Source organism: Roseofilum sp. SBFL, assembly GCF_017746885.1.
Classification (GTDB): Bacteria; Cyanobacteriota; Cyanobacteriia; order Cyanobacteriales; family Desertifilaceae; genus Roseofilum.
The window spans coordinates 1-17,469 of sequence record NZ_JAGHZH010000043.1; the positions used below are offsets into that span (position 1 = coordinate 1).

Sequence of the window (17,469 nt, forward strand, 5' to 3'; positions counted from 1 at the left end):
GCCGAACCAGCCTACATAGAGGCGGTTTTCGGTTGAGGTTACCCACTGACAAAACCGCTCCCAAACGCTCGCATTGGAGCTTTGTTGAAGAGTTGTGGTCATGCTTTTATAATGGCTATTTATTTTTCTAGGTTCTGTGGCAAAAATTTGCCACTCACAATAGATATATTAACTTGTTTATTTAGTTTTGTGAAGGGGTTTTCACAAAAAATCTCAGGAAATTTATCTTTGTCAGGGTCACGATATCGAGCTGGATGAACTCTACAAGCACTCAAGAACAACAACAAGCACCCCTGTAATGGGGTGCTTGGTACTTTTGATTGAAGCGTAAGGCTTAAGAATTAGCTTTGGATAGTAGGAATGGCTTCAACACTGGCTAAATCTAAGGGGAAATTGTGGACATTGCGTTCGTGCATGGCTTCAATACCCAAGTTAGCCCGGTTGATGACATCCGCCCAGGTATTGAGAACATGCCCGTCAGAATCCAATAAGGACTGGTTAAAGTTAAAACCATTCAAATTGAAAGCAAAACAGGCAACTCCCAGAGAAGCAAACCAGATACCCACTACAGGCCAAGCTCCCAAGAAGAAGTGCAAAGCACGACTATTATTGAAGGAAGCGTATTGGAAGATCAGACGACCAAAGTAGCCGTGAGCAGCGATGATATTATAGGTCTCCTGTTCTTGACCAAAAAGATAGCCTCGGTTTTGGCTTTCGGATTCAGTCGTTTCACGCACTAAAGAAGAGGTGACCAAGCTACCGTGCATAGCGGAGAACAATGCGCCACCAAAGATACCGATTACACCCATCATGTGCATCGGATGCATCAAGACATTATGTTCGGCTTGGAGAACGATCATAAAGTTGAAAGTGCCGGAGATTCCTAGAGGCAAACCGTCAGAGTAAGATCCTTGACCGATGGAATAGATCAACAGCACCGCAGTCGCAGCAGCTACAGGAGCGCTATAGGCAACTGCAATCCAAGGTCTCATACCCAGACGGTAAGAGAGTTCCCACTCCCGACCCATATAACAAAAGATGCCGATGAGGAAGTGGAAGACAATTAACTGATAGGGACCGCCGTTATAGAGCCATTCGTCCATATTGGCTGCTTCCCAGATGGGATAGAAGTGCAAACCAATTGCATTGGAAGTAGGAACCACTGCTGCAGTAATGATGTTGTTACCGTAGAGCAATGAACCGGAGACAGGTTCGCGGATTCCGTCAATATCGACAGGAGGTGCTGCGATAAAAGCGATGATAAAGCAGAGGGTTGCAGTTAGGAGAGTGGGAATCATTAGAACACCGAACCAGCCTAGGTAGAGGCGGTTTTCGGTAGAAGTTACCCACTGACAAAACTGTTCCCAAGCGCTCGCATTGGATCTGGGTTGTAGGGTGGTCGTCATGATTTTATAATAGCTTATAGCTATCTAGATGTTCAAGCTATACAGCGATTTAATTTTCGCTTACCGTTTAATCTTAATATATCCATTTAGTAATGTAAAGGTGTCTTAAGATTTTTTTTATGAAATATCTGCAATCCTTAGATAGATTAAACTTCGAGGTGGACTATCTAGCCTGCCATATCGTCAATCCATCATCTTATAGCTATGTATCGAGAAGTAACGTATAGCCCTGCTTATACCCTCGTACCAACTTACGAATGTTTCAATCAATGCAGCTACTGTAACTTTCGAGTTAGTCCTGGTGATGATCCTTGGTTGAGCAGTATTCAGGCTCATGAGCGGTTGCAAGCCTTACAGGGTAAGGGAATTTGTGAGATCTTAATTCTCAGTGGCGAAGTCCATCCGGCTAGTTCTCGCCGCAGAGCTTGGTTAGAGAGAATTTATAGTGTGGCTGAGTTGGCGCTTTCCTATGGGTTTTTGCCCCATACTAATGTAGGGCCGTTAAGCTTTGAAGAGATGGCTTGCTTAAAAGAAGCGAATGTTTCCATGGGGTTGATGGTGGAGCAGGTGTCTGGACAGTTATTGGAAACGGTTCATGCTCGCGCACCGAGTAAGGAACCGGGATTAAGATTGGAACAGTTAAGGTGGGCAGGAGAGCTGGGAATTCCGTTTACGACGGGGATTTTGGTGGGCATTGGGGAAACGGAAGCAGATAGAATAGGGAGTTTAGAGGCGATCGCCGAAATTCATCAGACCTACTCTCATATACAAGAGGTTATCCTTCAACCCTATAGTCCTGGACACCAACAAACCAGCACCTTACCTGGATTTGACTTAACCGGACTACCTCCCCTAGTTGCTCTGGCGCGTCGCATTCTGCCTTCAGAAATTACCCTACAAATTCCGCCCAATCTTGTCTATTATCCAGACCTATTATTATCTTGTTTAGAAGCAGGAGCAACCGATCTCGGAGGACTTGGCCCCAAAGATGAAGTGAATCCAGATTATCCCCATCCCTCTCCTGAAGATCTGCAACAATTCCTTCAGCCTTACGGATGGCATCTACAACCGCGCTTACCGGTATATCCCCAATTTGATTCCTGGTTATCCCCAAGGTTGAATAGCGCAGTTGGGCAGTGGCGAGAAAAAAATTCCGTTAGGGTCTAGTCAAAGTTTAATTGATTCTGTTATTCTAGAAAGAGTGGTCAAACACGGCGACATAGCCAAGCGGTAAGGCCGAGGTCTGCAAAACCTCTATCCCCCGGTTCGAATCCGGGTGTCGCCTTTTTAATTAAACATGAATCCGGGAAGTCATTGCGAAGGTCGCGCTAGCGGAATGAAGCGAAGGGTTGGGGCAGATTCACAAAGGTTGTTGGTAGGAATTGAAAGATATTGGTGAACCTGCCCCTACAATTATTAATTGTTAATTATTAACTGTTTCATTCACGGGGAAGCGGTTGAGCAATTTCATCGCCCAAATCGCATTATCTTTCAACGTATCGGAAACATGGGGAATATGGGGAATTTGGGATAACAAATCTAAGGTTCGTCGGAGCAAGCGCACAATATCCCCTTCATCTAAACTCGTCTGTTCACACAGTTCTGCCCAATCCTGTTCTTGGGCCCATTGTTCCACTAAAGCGATTAATTCGTATTCTAACCAAATGGGCAGGGCTACATCATAACGCCGTTGTTGCTGGAAGAGTTGGCGACGCATTCCTTGGAGTTCTAAGAGGCTCTCAATTACGGGTTGAGAGGTATTATAGTTCACCCAACTATCGGGACGGGGCGTTTCGGTCACGAGGGCAGCACAGGCGGCGGCTAAATGATGGGGTTCTAGGTGGGCAAAGGCTTCCGAGGTTAAGGCGATACCGAGCCATAACTCATTTTCGCCCCGCAAGGTAGCCGCAGATTCACCGAGAGGTGTGGGAACGAGGTTAGGATTGAGAGCATTAAAGGCTTGCAGAATGGCAATTAAATTGAGAAACTCTTCCCAATATCGAGATTTAAGACGCTGAAACTTGCTGAGGCGATCGCCAATTTCTGTTTCTAGTCTAGCAGCACGAGAAATCTGCTTGAGAATCCGACCCCGTTCCGGCCACTGATGTACTGGATGCTCCATTAACTTATTCGTGATTTCCTCAACTTGCAAGAGTTGATCGTCCACCTCTGGAGCGGCTAATGTGGGTTCTAACTGGGGAATCTGGTTCGCTGTGGCGGTCGTTTCCGTACCACTACTGCGACATTCTCCTGGTTTTAAGCCTAACTCTGGGGGCAGTTCCCAACCATCCACGACCTTAAACCGGGGAATATCCCCATATAACCCCACCACATCTCCGTAGGTCGCCACCATCCAGCGATTATCTGCCCCCAAACAGACCAAATAGGGGGCTTGGCCACTGCCGGGGACTTTTCTGACCAAAATGGCGGAAATGGCTTGAGGAACGGTAATATGCTTACCTTTCAAACTCAGCACGGTTCCCTGGACGGCAAAATCGATCGCCGCCGCTAAATCCTTAGTTCGTGCACGTTCCGCTTGGTTTTGCAAGGTTTTCAACAGTCGTTTGGCTTCCCGCAGTCGTTCTTGGAGTTTCTTATAACTGGCGGCCAATTCCTGGAGGGTTTCGAGGTTGCCATAGGAAGCCAGTTGGGAATGAATTTGCTTTTCTTCAGCTTGCAACGCGGCGATCGCCTGCTGCTGGGGAATTAAAGTTAAATTGGCCATATACTGACCAAAACTACGCTCGATCAGTTGTTTGGCTTCCTCCAAACTATGGGTTTGCAGCAGGTTCAGCACCATCCCATAACTCGGAGTAAACTGACTCACTAAGGGATCGGCTCCCGCTGTAGCTAAATACCCCGCTTCTTTTGCTCCCTCAAACCGGGTTTCCACCACTACTAAATGACCAATTTCATCCATTCCCCTACGTCCTGCGCGTCCTGCCATTTGCAGAAATTCACTGGGGTTGAGCAGACGGTGGCCCTGATCCGTGCGTTTGGATAAGCTGGAAATGATGGTGGTTCTGGCAGGCATATTAATCCCGGCCGCTAGAGTTTCTGTCGCAAATACAACCTTAATTAATCCCTGTTGAAACAGTTCTTCGACTAGGGATTTCCAAGCCGGTAATAACCCCGCATGGTGAGAGGCAACCCCTCGATAGAGGCATTCCACTTGGGATCGTCGAATGGCTTCAGGATGCTCGTGCAGCACTAGTTCTATATGGGCGGCTACTTGCCGTTTTTCTTCGGAGGAGAGCAGAGAGAGTCCCACTGTTTCAGCCACAGCGCGATCGCATCCTTTACGGGAGAAAATAAAGTAAATCGCCGGTAGCATATCCCGATCGCTGAGTTGGGAAACCACGGATAACAATCCAGGGACTTGATCCTTGGGTTTCACCTTAGGCGGTTTCTTTCCCCTAGCTTTGGGATTCAATAAGAGGCGGTTAATGCTGTTGCCTTTCTTATTCAGTAGGGGAAAAATGCCTTTCAGGTTGCAAAAGTTATATTGCAAGGGAACTGGACGGAAGTCCGAGTAAATTAGTTCTGTGGGGCCATGAACATCTGAGAGCCAGGCAGTGAGCTGGTCGCTGTTGGCTACTGTTGCGGAGAGGGCCACCAGTTGAATATGGGGAGGACAGTAAATAATAGACTCTTCCCAAACCGTTCCCCGTTGGCGATCGTTCATATAGTGGCATTCATCCAAAACCACCGCCTCCACCCCTTGGATCGATGTGCCAATTTGACCGATCGGCGTTCCGTAGAGCATATTACGAAACACTTCTGTTGTCATGATTACAACTGATGCTTCCCGATTAAGGGACAAATCACCAGTTACTAATCCAACATTTTCTGTACCAAAGACTTGACTGAAATCACGCAATTTCTGATTCGAGAGCGCTTTCAGGGGAGTGGTATAGAAGACTCTCCTCCCCTGTGACAAGGCACGATAAATGGCGTATTCTCCGATTAAGGTTTTACCCGATCCCGTGGGAGCGCATACCACGACGGACTTATCAGCATTCAATGCAGCGATCGCCTGATGTTGGAATTCATCAAGTTCAAATGAAAACAAGCGTTTCGGGTCAAGGTCAGTAGACGAAGGAGAACTATTCACCGTTCTAAATTCTGAGCATAAGCTAATTTGCTCTATTCTAGTGTATTCTGGCTAACGGCGTAGAGAAAGTCGGCGATCGCATCACGGAAGGACACGAGAACAGGGTGATACGAGAGTACGGAGATACTCCAGACACAGGGAGTAACAATAGTTTTAGAGTGCGTTATTAACGCACCCTACTAAGTCTAGTCAGAGCGATTGACTTTATTTACCCATAAAGTAGGCTTTGCTTCCAATGATAGAAGCAGCTAACCAACCGGCAACAATAACGAGGCTAAGAAAAACGAAATCAACCATGAGGTTCTCCTGATGTGTTCAGATAAAAGACGTTGCAGTGAAAGACGAAGGCAAGGGACTCAACTGTTTTAGAACTTCCGTAGTATTCTCGGAGGTTCCTATTAGCTTTTATCACCCTGAAAGTAAGCTACACTTCCGATAACTGAAGCAGCTAACCAACCGGCAACAACGACAAGTGCAAGAATAACTAGGTCAACCATGATGTTCTCCTTATGTGATTGATTACTTTCCAGTGAGAGATTGAGATAAACGCTGAGGCGTTTCAGTGGGATTATGGGAAGTGGTGATTAGTTTTGTTCACCTTGGAAATAAGCTGCGCTTCCGATCGCAGAAGCAGCTAACCAACCGGCAACAATAACGAGGCTAAGAAAAACGAAGTAAATCATGACTGTCTCCTAGTTTGTGAAGTTTTGTGTCCTGACTTGTTAATTAATGTAACAAGATATTGCAATAAATGTCAACATGATCTAGATCACATTCAGGAGAATAGTAGGGTGAGGATAGAAGAGGAATATTCCTTTTTCATAGATTCATCTGCTATATTCTTTGCTTTCCTTTTTCAGGATCAAGAAGAGGCGATCGCCTCTTCCCCATATTGATGTGACGCTCACAGGTGCTTAGAATACGATTGTGTCCTATTCGTATCAGAAGAATCCCTGTGGCTACAACTCCAACCCATCCAGCTCAAACGATTGCCTCCGTCCCCGATCTCCTCGGCCGTTTTGGTCAGTTTGGCGGCAAATACGTCCCAGAAACCCTCATGCCTGCCCTAGCAGAACTAGAGCAAGCCTACGCTCATTATCGCCACAACCCTGAATTTCAAGCCGAACTCCAAGGCCTACTCCGTGATTATGTCGGTCGTCCCAGTCCCCTCTACTTCGCCGAAAGACTCACCCAACATTACCGTAAACCCGATGGTACTGGCCCCCAAATCTATCTCAAACGAGAAGACCTCAACCATACCGGCGCTCATAAAATCAATAATGCCCTGGCTCAAGTTCTCCTCGCCAAGCGCATGGGCAAACAGCGTATTATTGCCGAAACCGGAGCCGGACAACATGGGGTCGCCACTGCCACAGTTTGCGCTCGCTTTGGCCTCAACTGTGTGATTTATATGGGGGTTCACGATATGGAGCGCCAAAAACTGAATGTCTTTCGGATGCGACTGCTGGGAGCTGAAGTTTGCCCCGTAGAAGCGGGAACCGGAACCCTCAAGGATGCTACCTCAGAAGCCATTCGCGACTGGGTAACGAATGTGGAAACAACTCACTACATCTTAGGTTCAGTTGCCGGACCCCATCCTTACCCGATGATGGTGAGAGACTTTCATACCATTATTGGTGAAGAAACCCGCGCCCAAGCTTGGGAAAAATGGGGCGGACTACCCGATATTCTTTTAGCTTGTGTCGGTGGCGGATCGAATGCCATGGGACTCTTTTATGAGTTTGTTAAGGAAAGTTCTGTGCGCCTCATTGGTGTGGAAGCAGCCGGAGAAGGGGTGAATACAGATAAGCACGCGGCAACCCTCACTCAAGGCCAAGTGGGTGTTTTACATGGAGCCATGAGCTATCTGTTGCAGGATGAAGATGGTCAGGTGATTGAAGCCCATTCGATTAGCGCGGGCTTAGATTATCCCGGAGTTGGCCCGGAACATAGCTATTTGAAGCAAACGGAACGGGCTGAGTATTATAGCGTGACGGATCGCGAGGCTGTGGCTGCCTTTGAGCGCTTATCGAAATTAGAAGGTATTATTCCCGCTCTGGAAACGTCTCATGCGATCGCCTATTTAGAAACCCTCTGTCCCCAACTCGAAGGCAATCCTCGCATTATTATCAACTGTTCCGGGCGGGGTGACAAAGACGTGCAAACCGTGGCTAAATACTTGGGTTAAGTCCGGGAATGGGGGAATGGGGGAATGGGGAGATTACCTGTTCCCTAATTACCCATTACCAACGCAAAGCGCTTTTAAAATAAAAAAACGCCCCACAAGTGGGCGTCCATCAGGGTGCATCAAATTCAATATAACATACAAATGAGGGGTTTCACCCCTCACCCCAATATTCTTTCATCAGAATTTTTTATGGAAACGACCAGAACCATTGTTATAGCGAAAAGTGCTGCCCGTGAAATACAGTGTTGAATTCTGTCTTGTCATGTACCCCAACCCTATTCTTTATTCCCTAGTGCGAAGCGCTATATACGCTGAATTCAGTTAACGAGGGAGACGGATGGTAAAGGTTGTCCCTTGTTGCTCTTCGGATTCAAAGCTAATTTGGCCCTGGTGAGCATCAATAATGGATTTGGCGATCGCCGTTCCCAGTCCTGTTCCCCCCCGCTTGCCATGGGTTACAAAGGCCTCAAAGAAGTCTTCTTGAATCGCTTTCGGAATGCCTGGACCATTATCCCGAATCTGGATCGCCACCCATTCAGCCTGGCTTTTAGCCGTTACTTCGATGCAGCCACCTTTTCCTTCAAACGCTTCTACTGCATTAGTAATGATGTTTTGCAGAACCCGCAACAGCTTATTAAAATCAGCATAAATTTCCACCGGTTCAATCTGCACGACCCACTCCACTTGAGCAGAATGCAAGTAAATTCGATTGAGCTTTTCAAACTGTTTCAATAAGTCCGACAGTTGTATCGGTTGCCGATAGAGGGTGGCATGGCCCTTAGAAAACTCTAACACTTCTTCCGCCATTCCCAACATGCGGGTAATTTGTGCTTGAATCAGATCGCACCATTCTTGAGTTTCTTCATCAGAGTGCATTTCTTGGAGCATAGAACTTGAGAGCTGAATGCCATTAAAGGGACTTTTGAAGTCATGGATAATAGTATTCACCATTTCGCCCACCAACACCATTTTTTGTTTATGAACAATTTGATTCACATATTGGGTGGTTGTAATGCGAATATGGTGGATAATATGCCGGAAGAGGGCTAAAATAACTTCCCCTTTGCTATTTTGTAAAATATCCATCAGTTTATCTTGGGGAATTTTCGCTAAAATACTTCCTTCAGCGGCTGTTGCTCTGGCACTTCTCGGTTTCCCATCTAAGACACCAAATTCTCCAAAAAAATCATTTTCCTTAGCTAAGGCGATCGTTTGATATTTCTCGGTATCGATCATCTTGCTAAATTCAACTTGACCGGCTAACACCAGATAGAGTCCATCCGGAACTTCACCTTCTTCAAAAATCACAGTTGGTTGGTCAAACTCGATCGTATCCGCCAGATCGCATAATTGAGCGACTTGATCGGGTTCAAAATAACTAATAAAAGGATGGGATTCCAAGTTCATGGGCCATACTCACCTTGAATCTTAGATGGCAATGATTTTTGATGCAATCCTAATGGACTGATTTTATTTTACCGGACTCTAGAGCTGACCAAAATAAATAATTGTTACTGAAATATAGAACTGGTAATGGGTCATGGGTAATCACTAATGAGTTAAGAAGGGTAGATATACGCAGGAGTATTACCTGAAAGCAGAAACTTTTGTATTACCGAAGTTGGGCATCGACTTGAGGTTTTAAGGTGTTAAATAACAGATTAGCAGCTAATTGATTACCGGTTAAATTCCAGTGGGTATCCCGTAAAATATAGAGGACTTGTTCTTTGCCTGCTTCTTGAAAAGGCTCTAACATATCCAAATAATCAATACCATGGGCTTCGAGGGCTTCAATGACTACTTTTTGAGGCAGTTCCAAATCATAGTCTTGAGGATTGAGTTCATAGGCCGTAAAAATCTTACTCGCCAGAGTTGGGTCAATTTGGTATTCTGACGGATAAAGCGCCACCACAAAGGGAATATTTTTTTCTTTCAGCAGTTCTGCCATTTGCACGACTGCTTGCAGAGAATATTCAAACTGAGGGGTGAAATTTCCCGCTTGATAGGCGGGTAAGTTATTTATTTCCAGCTTCCAGCGTTCAATGTCTAAAAAAGTTTCTTCTGAATAGATGGGGGCTGGTTCAGGGCTAGGATTAGGAGCGGGAGTATCTTGGGCGATAGCTCCCTCAATCAGTTCAAATTTTCCTTGATTTTCCTGTTGAGCTTGTTGCAGTTTCAGTTGTTCCTGAAAAATTCGATAGCGTTGCTGTAAAAACATCTTAACTCTAGATTGTCCAATGATAGGATATCCCAAGATCTTCAATTCTTTAGTGCGGTCGATATCGATAAACGTATCGTTAAGAACAATCCGTTTTTGATTGACTGGCGTATGTAAATCATTGCCAACAAAAAAGCCCAAAACTACGAGATCGGGATTAAACTTTAAACCATATTTTTGTAGCATTCCCAAATACATGGGCGGATCGGCCATGGGAAACCCCACATTAATCACCTCAACTTTGGGCGCTCCATAATAGTCTTGAAACTGTTGTTCTAAGAGTGCTGTATAGTTGCCATCTAGATTGCCTGCCCAGCTATAGGAATCTCCAACGACTACAATACGGTAGTTTCCCGGTGCTTTCTCTAGAGGATAATCGCGATCGTTAAATCCATATTCATTCGTCCCAGGAGTCTCAGGATTGACTCGAAATCCGAGATCCGCATCATACTGGAAAAAACCCTTAAATAGATAAGGTTCCATCACGATCATAAATAGTTCTGCGGCTAACCAGGGAACCCCTATCCACAGAAATCCTAAAAATGCCCAATTAACTACTCTACGAAAATTGAGTTTCTGCCACCCTTTCATATTATTTGGTTTTAACATCATCCAATAAATTCTGATATAAGATCTCTGAGGCTAATTGATTCCCTGCTAGATTCCAATGGGTATCTCTGAGTAAATATAAGGTTTGGGTTTGACCCACTTGACGGAATTGATCGAGCATATTAATATAAGAAATTTCCTCTCGATCCAGAAACTCAATGAGCAGCTTTTGCATCAGATTTAGATCGTAGTCTTCCCGATTGAGTTGATACGTTTCAAAAAGTTGATCGGCTAAGGCTTGACTAACTTGAAACTCATCGGGATAAATCGCTACCTTAAATTCAATTTGGCGCTCTGCCAAAAGTTGCTTCATTTGGGTAATACTGTCAAACAAGTATTTAATTCTATCATCGTATTTACCTTCTGTGTGCGCTCTAAGATTACAAAACTCTAATCTGGCTCGCTGAATTTTTAAGAAAGTTTCCTCGGTAAATGTACCTTGTTCCTCTTGTGGAGTCGGGTTTGCCCATGCCGGTTGTTCAATTTGAGCAGTTTCTTGAAAAACCTTATATTTTTGCTCAATAAACATCCATAGGCGAGACTTAAAAATAATTGGATATCCTAATATCTGAATTTCGTTGCGTTTATCAATATCAATTTGAGTATCATTGACCACAATACGTTTGCGGTAGGGGTCAGCATCAATAAAATCATTACCCACAAAGACCCCCAAAACGACTAAGTCTGGCTGATATTGCAAACCGAATTTTTGCAGCATAATTAACTGCTCCCCAGCATGGGTCATGGGATAGCCTGCATTAATAACTTCCACAGGAGGTAAATCTGGGGTTTGAGCAAACTGATTTTCGAGTAGGGTCGTATAGTTACCCTCTAATCCCCCTGCCCAGTTGAACGAGTCGCCAACGATCATCATTCTTACGGTTCCGGGAACTCGCTCGAGAGGATAGTCTTGGTCGTTAAACCCGAAACGGTTTGAGCCTAATGTATCGGGTCTGACTCGAAAGCCCATATCGGGATCGTACTGGTAGAAACCCCTGAAAAGAAAGGGATCGAGCAGGATCATGGCCATCTCAACGATAATCCAAGGGATACCAATCCAGCAGATCAACAGAAGGGCAACTTGAGAGACTTTATTGACTTTGAGGGATTTTGTCGGTTTAATCATTAAGAAAGTTTACAATATGAACGCACCTGAAGATTATGCCAAGCGATCGCAATCATGAAGGTCGTCCAAGAGAAAAGTAAACTTATGCTCTGCTTTCCTGAACCAATATAGCGATCGCAGTGCCTATTAGAGTAAACCCTAAGTTACAATCTCTATTCATGATCCCAAAAAAAATCCAAAATTGGCTTAAATTAACTGGCGTGGGGGTGAACTAAATGAAGATCCTAGGAATTTCAGCGTTTTATCATGATAGCGCGGCGGCGATTGTCTGCGATGGTGAAATCGTAGCCGCAGCGCAGGAAGAGCGGTTTTCGCGCAAGAAACACGACCCGCGTTTTCCGAAACATGCGATCGCCTATTGCCTGGAAATGGCCCAAACCACGATCTCTGACCTAGATCATATCGTCTTCTACGACAAACCCCTACTCAAATTTGAGCGTCTCCTAGAAACTTACCTGGCCTATGCCCCCAAAGGCTTTCGGTCATTCTTGGCAGCCATGCCCGTCTGGTTAAAAGAAAAGCTCTATCTGAAAACGGTATTAAGAACAGAACTCTCAGAAATCGGACAGTGCAAGAAAACTGAGCTTCCCCAACTGATGTTCACCGAGCATCACCAATCCCATGCCGCCTCCGCCTTCTTCCCCAGTCCATTTGAGAGAGCTGCTGTTCTCTGTCTGGATGGGGTAGGTGAATGGGCAACAACTACCGCTTGGCTCGGAGAAGGCAACCAACTGATTCCCCAATGGCAAATTGACTTTCCCCACTCCTTGGGCTTGCTCTATTCTGCCTTTACCTACTACACCGGCTTCAAAGTCAACTCTGGGGAATACAAACTCATGGGACTTGCGCCCTATGGCGAACCCAAATATATTGACACCATCCTCAGCAACCTGATTGATGTCAAAGACGATGGTACATTCCGGTTGAACATGGACTACTTCAACTATGCCACCGGTCTGACGATGACCAACAGCAAGTTTGATGACCTCTTTGGCGGCCCTCCCCGGAAACCCGAAACCCCCATCAGTCAGCGAGAAATGGACATCGCCAGCTCCATCCAGTGGGTGACTGAAGATGTGGTCATCCGTCTGGCGAATACAGTGAAAAAAGAACTCCAGGTGGAAAACCTCTGTTTAGCCGGTGGAGTTGCCCTCAACTGCGTCGCCAATGGTCGAATTCTACGCGAATGTGGCTTTAAGGAAGTCTGGGTACAACCAGCGGCTGGCGACGCGGGTGGAGCATTAGGCGCTGCCCTATCTGCTTGGTATGAATACCACAGTATGCCGCGTACCGTGAAACCGGAGAAATCACCGGTAATGTTCAGCAGTGCCAAAGAAACTGCCACAGCAACCGTGGGAACCTTAACCCCAGAAAAAATTGCTGCTCCCGTACAAGACCAAATGCGTGGGTCTTATTTGGGGCCGAAGTTCTCTGATGCTGAAATTCTGGACTATTTGGACTTAGTGAAAGCTTCCTATGTTCTCCTAGATGATGCTCAACTCATGCCCCGGTTAGCTGAAATTTTGGCTACTGACAATGTGGTGGGATGGTTCCAAGGTCCGATGGAGTTTGGCCCCCGCGCATTGGGTGGACGCTCGATTATTGGTGACCCCAGGTCGCCGAAAATGCAGTCGGTGATGAATCTGAAAATTAAGTATCGAGAGTCTTTCCGTCCCTTTGCTCCTTCCGTTTTGGCCGAGCGCGTTTCGGATTTCTTCGAGCAATATAGCCCCAGTCCCTATATGCTGATGGTGGCTCCTGTTAAGGAATCGTTGCGTATTCCGATGACAGAGGAGCAAAAGCAACTGTTTGGAATTGAAAAACTCAATATTCCGCGATCTGAAATTCCTGCCATTACCCACGTGGACTATTCGGCGCGTATCCAAACGGTTCACAAGGAAACGAACCCCCGCTATCACAGTTTAATTAGTCATTTTGATAAACTGACCGGGTGCGGTCTGATTGTGAATACGTCCTTTAATGTGCGCGGCGAACCGATTGTTTGTACTCCGGAAGATGCTTATCGCTGCTTCATGCGTACCGAAATGGATTATCTGGTTCTGGAAAATTTCTTGTTAGCTAAGACTGACCAACCCGCTTGGGAAAAAGATGAGTCTTGGAAGACAGAGTTTGAATTAGATTAGGTCTTGATTCCCCCAACCCCCCAGAGCTGTTTCATTCTCCTCTGAAAAATGGGGAGATGGGGGGATGGGAGGATGGGGGGATAGGGCGTTTTAATCATAATGAATCATCAGATTAAAAGTGATAAAACGTTCAGTCCCTAAGAAAAGTAACTACGAATAGGACGAATACAATCGTTAATCTGTTATGTATCCAATCAAAAAACTCAATACAAAAGAACTCCGCCAATTTGGTCTCCTGTTTGGGGTAATGGTGGGTTTAGTTTTTGGGATTATCTGGCCATTGATCCTCGGTCATAGCAGTGCCCTGTGGCCCTGGATTGTGCTGGGTATTTTCTGGGCTTGGGCATTAGTTGCGCCGAAAACTCTCGACCCGTTTTATCAAGGCTTTGCCCGCTTTGGTTTGATGATGGGTTGGATTAATACCCGCTTGATTTTAGGGATTATTTTTTATGGGATGATCGTGCCGATGGGGTTTCTGAGAAAACAGTTTGGAGGCGACCCCATGCGTCGAGAATGGCGTAAACCGGTGGAGACGTATCGAATTCCTTCCCATCCCAGAACAGCGAAGAGTTTGGAATATCCATTTTAGTCAATTGTTAACTGAAATCCATTGGAGTGTCATATATGGAATTTTTTGAAGATCTTTGGGCTTTTTTAGGAGAGCGTAAAAAGTATTGGCTGTTGCCGTTAATTATTAGTTTGGTAATGGTTGGTGCTTTGATTATCCTCAGTCAAGCGTCTGTGATTGCACCGTTTATTTATACGTTGTTCTAGGGAGATTAGAGTAACCTTATCTGGTAGAGGCGAAGATTTTTTCGCCCCTACCACCAGTTTTTATTTGTTATATCCAGGGAAGAGTTCTGCATTAGAGACTCTATCTTTTCAGTTATGGCAGTTAATAGCCAGCGATCGCACGAAACCTGATTTTTTTGAGCCAAACATTGAATTTCCAGAAATAATTCGTCTGGTAAGTTTAGGCGAGAACTATCGCCTTTCTATTTGGCGTTAAGTATAGCTCTGATCCCCAACACCCTCTCCCGTGCTAATCCTGTAGGGGTTTCGTACGGGAGAGGGGACTAAATCTGTCTCTCATCTATTAGAGAAAGGCTATATTCATGGGCTAACTTTCTCCTCTGATTGTAGATCGGATGAACGTATGATTAGCGTTTCGTAGTCGGGAGACCATAACGGTTGTCATAGTCATGATCGTCGTCATCGTCATGATCGTCGTCATCGTCGTCATCGTCATGATCGTCATGATCGTCATCATAATGATCGACCCCATGCTCTTTGGCTTCGTAGGATGGATATGTAATGGAAATTTCGGACTCTTGGAGAGGCTCTTCCTGAGCAGGGAAAAGTGCTGATAGTGCGATACCATCAAGACTGAGTAGGAGAGAAATGATAACGGCGATCGCCAGAATCCCTTGATTGATCATTTGATTTACCATTTAACTGTAATAAATACTTGGGATCATTATATCATAATTTGAATGGGTATAACTATGTCTCGATTCACCATTATCAAGCCAGAAGAATCGTATACTTTTGCAGATTACTTTAAGCTTAACTTTGCGCCGCAAGATATTCTGGCATGTTTTCAGGTTTTACTCTCTAGGCGATCTCTACAATTTCCCCAGTATACCGGTACTCTCGATCGCCTACTCGACCTCACAACTCGCATTGAAGAGAGCCTCCCGCGTCTTAGCCTCACCAGTGAAATGGCTCGTCGGGAATTCCTGATCGCCCCGGTTTTAACGGACGTGCTGCACTATACCCAAGCTACCCTCAATGTTGAATATCCCGTGTTCGTGAGCCATCAACTCAAAGGTTCCCTCGATTATTTGCTGCAAAGCGATGGTGTTTTCCTGGCGATCGAAGCTAAAAATGAAGATCTAGAACGGGGTTTTGTGCAACTGGCGATCGAATTGATTGCTCTCGATCAATGGATCGAGAGCAATCAAACCCTTCTCTACGGCGCAATTTCCACCGGCAATATTTGGCAATTTGGTCAATTCGATCGCCAGTCTCGTCAAGTCACCCAAGACCTCAATCTTTACCGTGTCCCTGCTGATCTAGAAGACCTGCTACGCATCCTAGTCCAAATTCTGAATAATTAAATATTCCCTTGATTGACAATTTGCTCTAAAGTAGTTTCCATTACCTTGTTCGTGTGTCCCATAACCGATAAAACTAAGGCTTCTCGATGAATGCGTTGTGCAGGGTGATGTTTTTGGTTGGCGCTGCCTCTGGAAACCATAATCGTAGCTAAACTACACTGATGAGTCAAGGCGATCGCCTGAGCGCGTAGTTGCAACTGTTGCTCTAGAGATAACTGCTGTTCCTCTTTTTCTGTGTAAATTTTGGTACGCAAATGCTCCAGTTGCTCGGATAAGGCTAAAAATTGAGGGGCGATCGAGGCTTGAGCTTTGCTGGCATTTTCGACAATATCTAAACCGGATCGTGCCAATCCTAGCAAAGAGAACGTCGGATTTAAAACATTCTGGCGGGTTTTTTCCTCGATCCAGTCTTTAGATTGAAGACTAATCACCGTTTCATCCGGAACAAAATAGCGATCGCATTCGGCACTCACTGTATTGGTTGACGACATTGCCGCTAAAGACATGGGAGCTGAAAATCGTAACTCTCCTTTAGCAGAGGTGACAAACGGAATCAGGGCAAAAATAATCCTCTCATCTTCCAATCTCGCAGCAACAACCGCTTCTTGAAACAAATTCCAACCGGTTATCCAGGGCAGATATCCAGACAATAGATAACCGCCTTGAACTTTCGTTGCTGTTAATGTCGGTTTTTCTCGGCGCAAATGGGCATAGGATACACCGACTAAAATCTGACCCGATCTCATTTTAGGGAGATAATGACTTTTCAGCCTTTCATTATCTCCGTTAGCAATAAACGATCCTGCACTTTGATGTTGAGTTTGGGTAAAATTGAGCGTGCCGGAATATCGAGCTAGTCTTTCCAAGACTCTAAAATAATCTAATTGACTCACTTCTGTTTCACTCCAGGGTGGAGGAACATTAAGAGCCAGTAGCGATCGCGCCCCTAAACCCGCTAATCCTTCTCGCAAGATTTCCGTTTTTTCTTCCATGGCTTCTGGATTCGGAGCTGTTTTGAGATAATCTTCCGTTTGTTGCGATAAATCTAAACAAGTGGGGGCTGGCATTGTTTCTAAAATAGGTCGGTGGTTTTTGGCAGAGTTTCTGGCGATCGATACGAGTCAACTTTGAGACTTCATGAATCAACTCATGATAGTGTCATTGAGAGGATCTGTCGATCGAGCTTTTGAAACCATTCTATGGTCTGAAAACTGGCACATGAAAGGTGAATGTAAACCCAAAATAATATCCTCCTTCTTCACACCCATTGCCGTTAACTTTTCTCCCAAATCCACATCCGTGAAATTTCGTTGCAGCCATATTTTATCATCCTTAATATCAATACATTAATTGCTTGTTTGGCGATCGCAGCTTGAGTAAAGTCAAACCCAAAAAAGTTTCATAAACAACATCTGGCACGGCAAGATACCCCTCTTCTGTCACTTTTGGATAAAGGGGCGTGAAACCCTGATTCCTTCGTTAGCGATCGCGGGCTGTAATGACGGAAATTCGTTAGAATTTCCCAGAGTGACAGAAGAGGGGTA

At 45.3% G+C, this 17,469-nt stretch carries 14 protein-coding genes and 1 tRNA gene; 7 read left to right on the forward strand and 8 right to left on the reverse strand.

Translation table 11 applies throughout. The annotated features are described in order from the left end of the window. Positions 1–341: 341 nt before the first annotated feature. The gene (gene psbA / locus J7545_RS04685; RefSeq protein ID WP_318701706.1) at positions 342–1,406 is read right to left on the reverse strand and encodes a photosystem II q(b) protein; all 1,065 of its coding nucleotides are present in this window, start codon (positions 1,404–1,406) and stop codon (positions 342–344) included. Positions 1,407–1,610: 204 nt separating this feature from the next. Here psbA and cofG point away from each other — a divergent pair, with 204 nt between their 5' ends. After that, positions 1,611–2,573, forward strand: a complete 963-nt coding sequence (gene cofG / locus J7545_RS04690; RefSeq protein ID WP_318701705.1) for a 7,8-didemethyl-8-hydroxy-5-deazariboflavin synthase subunit CofG — start codon at positions 1,611–1,613, stop codon at positions 2,571–2,573. Positions 2,574–2,619: 46 nt separating this feature from the next. Further along, a tRNA-Cys gene (locus J7545_RS04695) sits at positions 2,620–2,691 on the forward strand. Positions 2,692–2,829: 138 nt separating this feature from the next. Here the strand turns inward: J7545_RS04695 and J7545_RS04700 are convergent. Further along, positions 2,830–5,520 (reverse strand): DEAD/DEAH box helicase, encoded by a 2,691-nt coding sequence (locus J7545_RS04700; RefSeq protein WP_318719208.1) that lies wholly within the window; start codon positions 5,518–5,520, stop codon positions 2,830–2,832. Between the two features lie 955 nt (positions 5,521–6,475). Here J7545_RS04700 and trpB point away from each other — a divergent pair. Beyond that, the gene (gene trpB, locus J7545_RS04705; protein ID WP_318701701.1) at positions 6,476–7,708 is read left to right on the forward strand and encodes a tryptophan synthase subunit beta; all 1,233 of its coding nucleotides are present in this window, start codon (positions 6,476–6,478) and stop codon (positions 7,706–7,708) included. Between the two features lie 321 nt (positions 7,709–8,029). On the opposite strand, the gene J7545_RS04710 is transcribed toward trpB, so the two are convergent. The 3 genes from J7545_RS04710 to J7545_RS04720 form a co-directional block, all read right to left on the reverse strand. Next, entirely contained in the window at positions 8,030–9,115 is a 1,086-nt protein-coding gene (locus tag J7545_RS04710) for an ATP-binding protein (RefSeq protein ID WP_318701699.1), read from the reverse strand. A 205-nt stretch (positions 9,116–9,320) separates the two neighbouring features. Continuing rightward, a complete protein-coding gene (locus J7545_RS04715; protein WP_318701697.1) occupies positions 9,321–10,538 on the reverse strand; it encodes an alginate O-acetyltransferase AlgX-related protein in 1,218 nt (405 codons plus the stop codon). Further along, on the reverse strand, positions 10,519–11,661 hold the full coding sequence (locus J7545_RS04720) for a hypothetical protein (protein WP_318701695.1): 1,143 nt from the start codon (positions 11,659–11,661) through the stop codon (positions 10,519–10,521). The genes J7545_RS04715 and J7545_RS04720 overlap by 20 nt, the downstream gene beginning before the upstream one ends. A gap of 215 nt (positions 11,662–11,876) precedes the next feature. Here J7545_RS04720 and J7545_RS04725 point away from each other — a divergent pair, with 215 nt between their 5' ends. From J7545_RS04725 to J7545_RS04735, 3 genes are all read left to right on the forward strand, one after another. After that, positions 11,877–13,805, forward strand: a complete 1,929-nt coding sequence (locus J7545_RS04725) for a carbamoyltransferase (RefSeq protein WP_318701693.1) — start codon at positions 11,877–11,879, stop codon at positions 13,803–13,805. A 184-nt stretch (positions 13,806–13,989) separates the two neighbouring features. After that, entirely contained in the window at positions 13,990–14,394 is a 405-nt protein-coding gene (locus tag J7545_RS04730; RefSeq protein WP_318701691.1) for an SxtJ family membrane protein, read from the forward strand. A 35-nt stretch (positions 14,395–14,429) separates the two neighbouring features. Beyond that, positions 14,430–14,579 carry a DUF5989 family protein gene (locus J7545_RS04735; protein ID WP_271942356.1) on the forward strand — a complete coding sequence of 50 codons (150 nt, stop codon included), beginning with the start codon at positions 14,430–14,432 and terminating at the stop codon, positions 14,577–14,579. A gap of 386 nt (positions 14,580–14,965) precedes the next feature. Here J7545_RS04735 and J7545_RS04740 read toward each other — a convergent pair whose 3' ends face one another. Next, complete coding sequence (locus J7545_RS04740) at positions 14,966–15,256, reverse strand: hypothetical protein (protein WP_318701689.1); 291 nt, start codon at positions 15,254–15,256, stop codon at positions 14,966–14,968. 54 nt (positions 15,257–15,310) lie between these two features. Here J7545_RS04740 and J7545_RS04745 point away from each other — a divergent pair, with 54 nt between their 5' ends. Next, positions 15,311–15,925, forward strand: a complete 615-nt coding sequence (locus J7545_RS04745) for a hypothetical protein (RefSeq protein ID WP_318701687.1) — start codon at positions 15,311–15,313, stop codon at positions 15,923–15,925. Here J7545_RS04745 and J7545_RS04750 read toward each other — a convergent pair. Both J7545_RS04750 and J7545_RS23910 read right to left on the reverse strand, forming a co-directional pair. Next, on the reverse strand, positions 15,922–16,992 hold the full coding sequence (locus tag J7545_RS04750; protein WP_318701684.1) for an acyl-CoA dehydrogenase family protein: 1,071 nt from the start codon (positions 16,990–16,992) through the stop codon (positions 15,922–15,924). The genes J7545_RS04745 and J7545_RS04750 overlap by 4 nt on opposite strands. Positions 16,993–17,067: 75 nt before the next feature. Continuing rightward, the gene (locus tag J7545_RS23910) at positions 17,068–17,268 is read right to left on the reverse strand and encodes an element excision factor XisI family protein (protein WP_413039143.1); all 201 of its coding nucleotides are present in this window, start codon (positions 17,266–17,268) and stop codon (positions 17,068–17,070) included. Positions 17,269–17,469: the final 201 nt, after the last annotated feature.

What these genes read in the sequence shown, in the direction of transcription:
- J7545_RS04730 (WP_318701691.1), top strand. Translation starts at nt 13,990, where the DNA reads ATGTATCCAATCAAAAAACTCAATACAAAAGAACTCCGCCAATTTGGT.
- J7545_RS04715 (WP_318701697.1), bottom strand. Translation starts at nt 10,538, where the DNA reads ATGATGTTAAAACCAAATAATATGAAAGGGTGGCAGAAACTCAATTTT.
- J7545_RS04720 (WP_318701695.1), bottom strand. Translation starts at nt 11,661, where the DNA reads ATGATTAAACCGACAAAATCCCTCAAAGTCAATAAAGTCTCTCAAGTT.
- J7545_RS04710 (WP_318701699.1), bottom strand. Translation starts at nt 9,115, where the DNA reads ATGAACTTGGAATCCCATCCTTTTATTAGTTATTTTGAACCCGATCAA.
- psbA (WP_318701706.1), bottom strand. Translation starts at nt 1,406, where the DNA reads ATGACGACCACCCTACAACCCAGATCCAATGCGAGCGCTTGGGAACAG.
- J7545_RS04750 (WP_318701684.1), bottom strand. Translation starts at nt 16,992, where the DNA reads ATGCCAGCCCCCACTTGTTTAGATTTATCGCAACAAACGGAAGATTAT.
- J7545_RS04735 (WP_271942356.1), top strand. Translation starts at nt 14,430, where the DNA reads ATGGAATTTTTTGAAGATCTTTGGGCTTTTTTAGGAGAGCGTAAAAAG.
- cofG (WP_318701705.1), top strand. Translation starts at nt 1,611, where the DNA reads ATGTATCGAGAAGTAACGTATAGCCCTGCTTATACCCTCGTACCAACT.
- J7545_RS04745 (WP_318701687.1), top strand. Translation starts at nt 15,311, where the DNA reads ATGTCTCGATTCACCATTATCAAGCCAGAAGAATCGTATACTTTTGCA.
- J7545_RS04725 (WP_318701693.1), top strand. Translation starts at nt 11,877, where the DNA reads ATGAAGATCCTAGGAATTTCAGCGTTTTATCATGATAGCGCGGCGGCG.
- J7545_RS04740 (WP_318701689.1), bottom strand. Translation starts at nt 15,256, where the DNA reads ATGGTAAATCAAATGATCAATCAAGGGATTCTGGCGATCGCCGTTATC.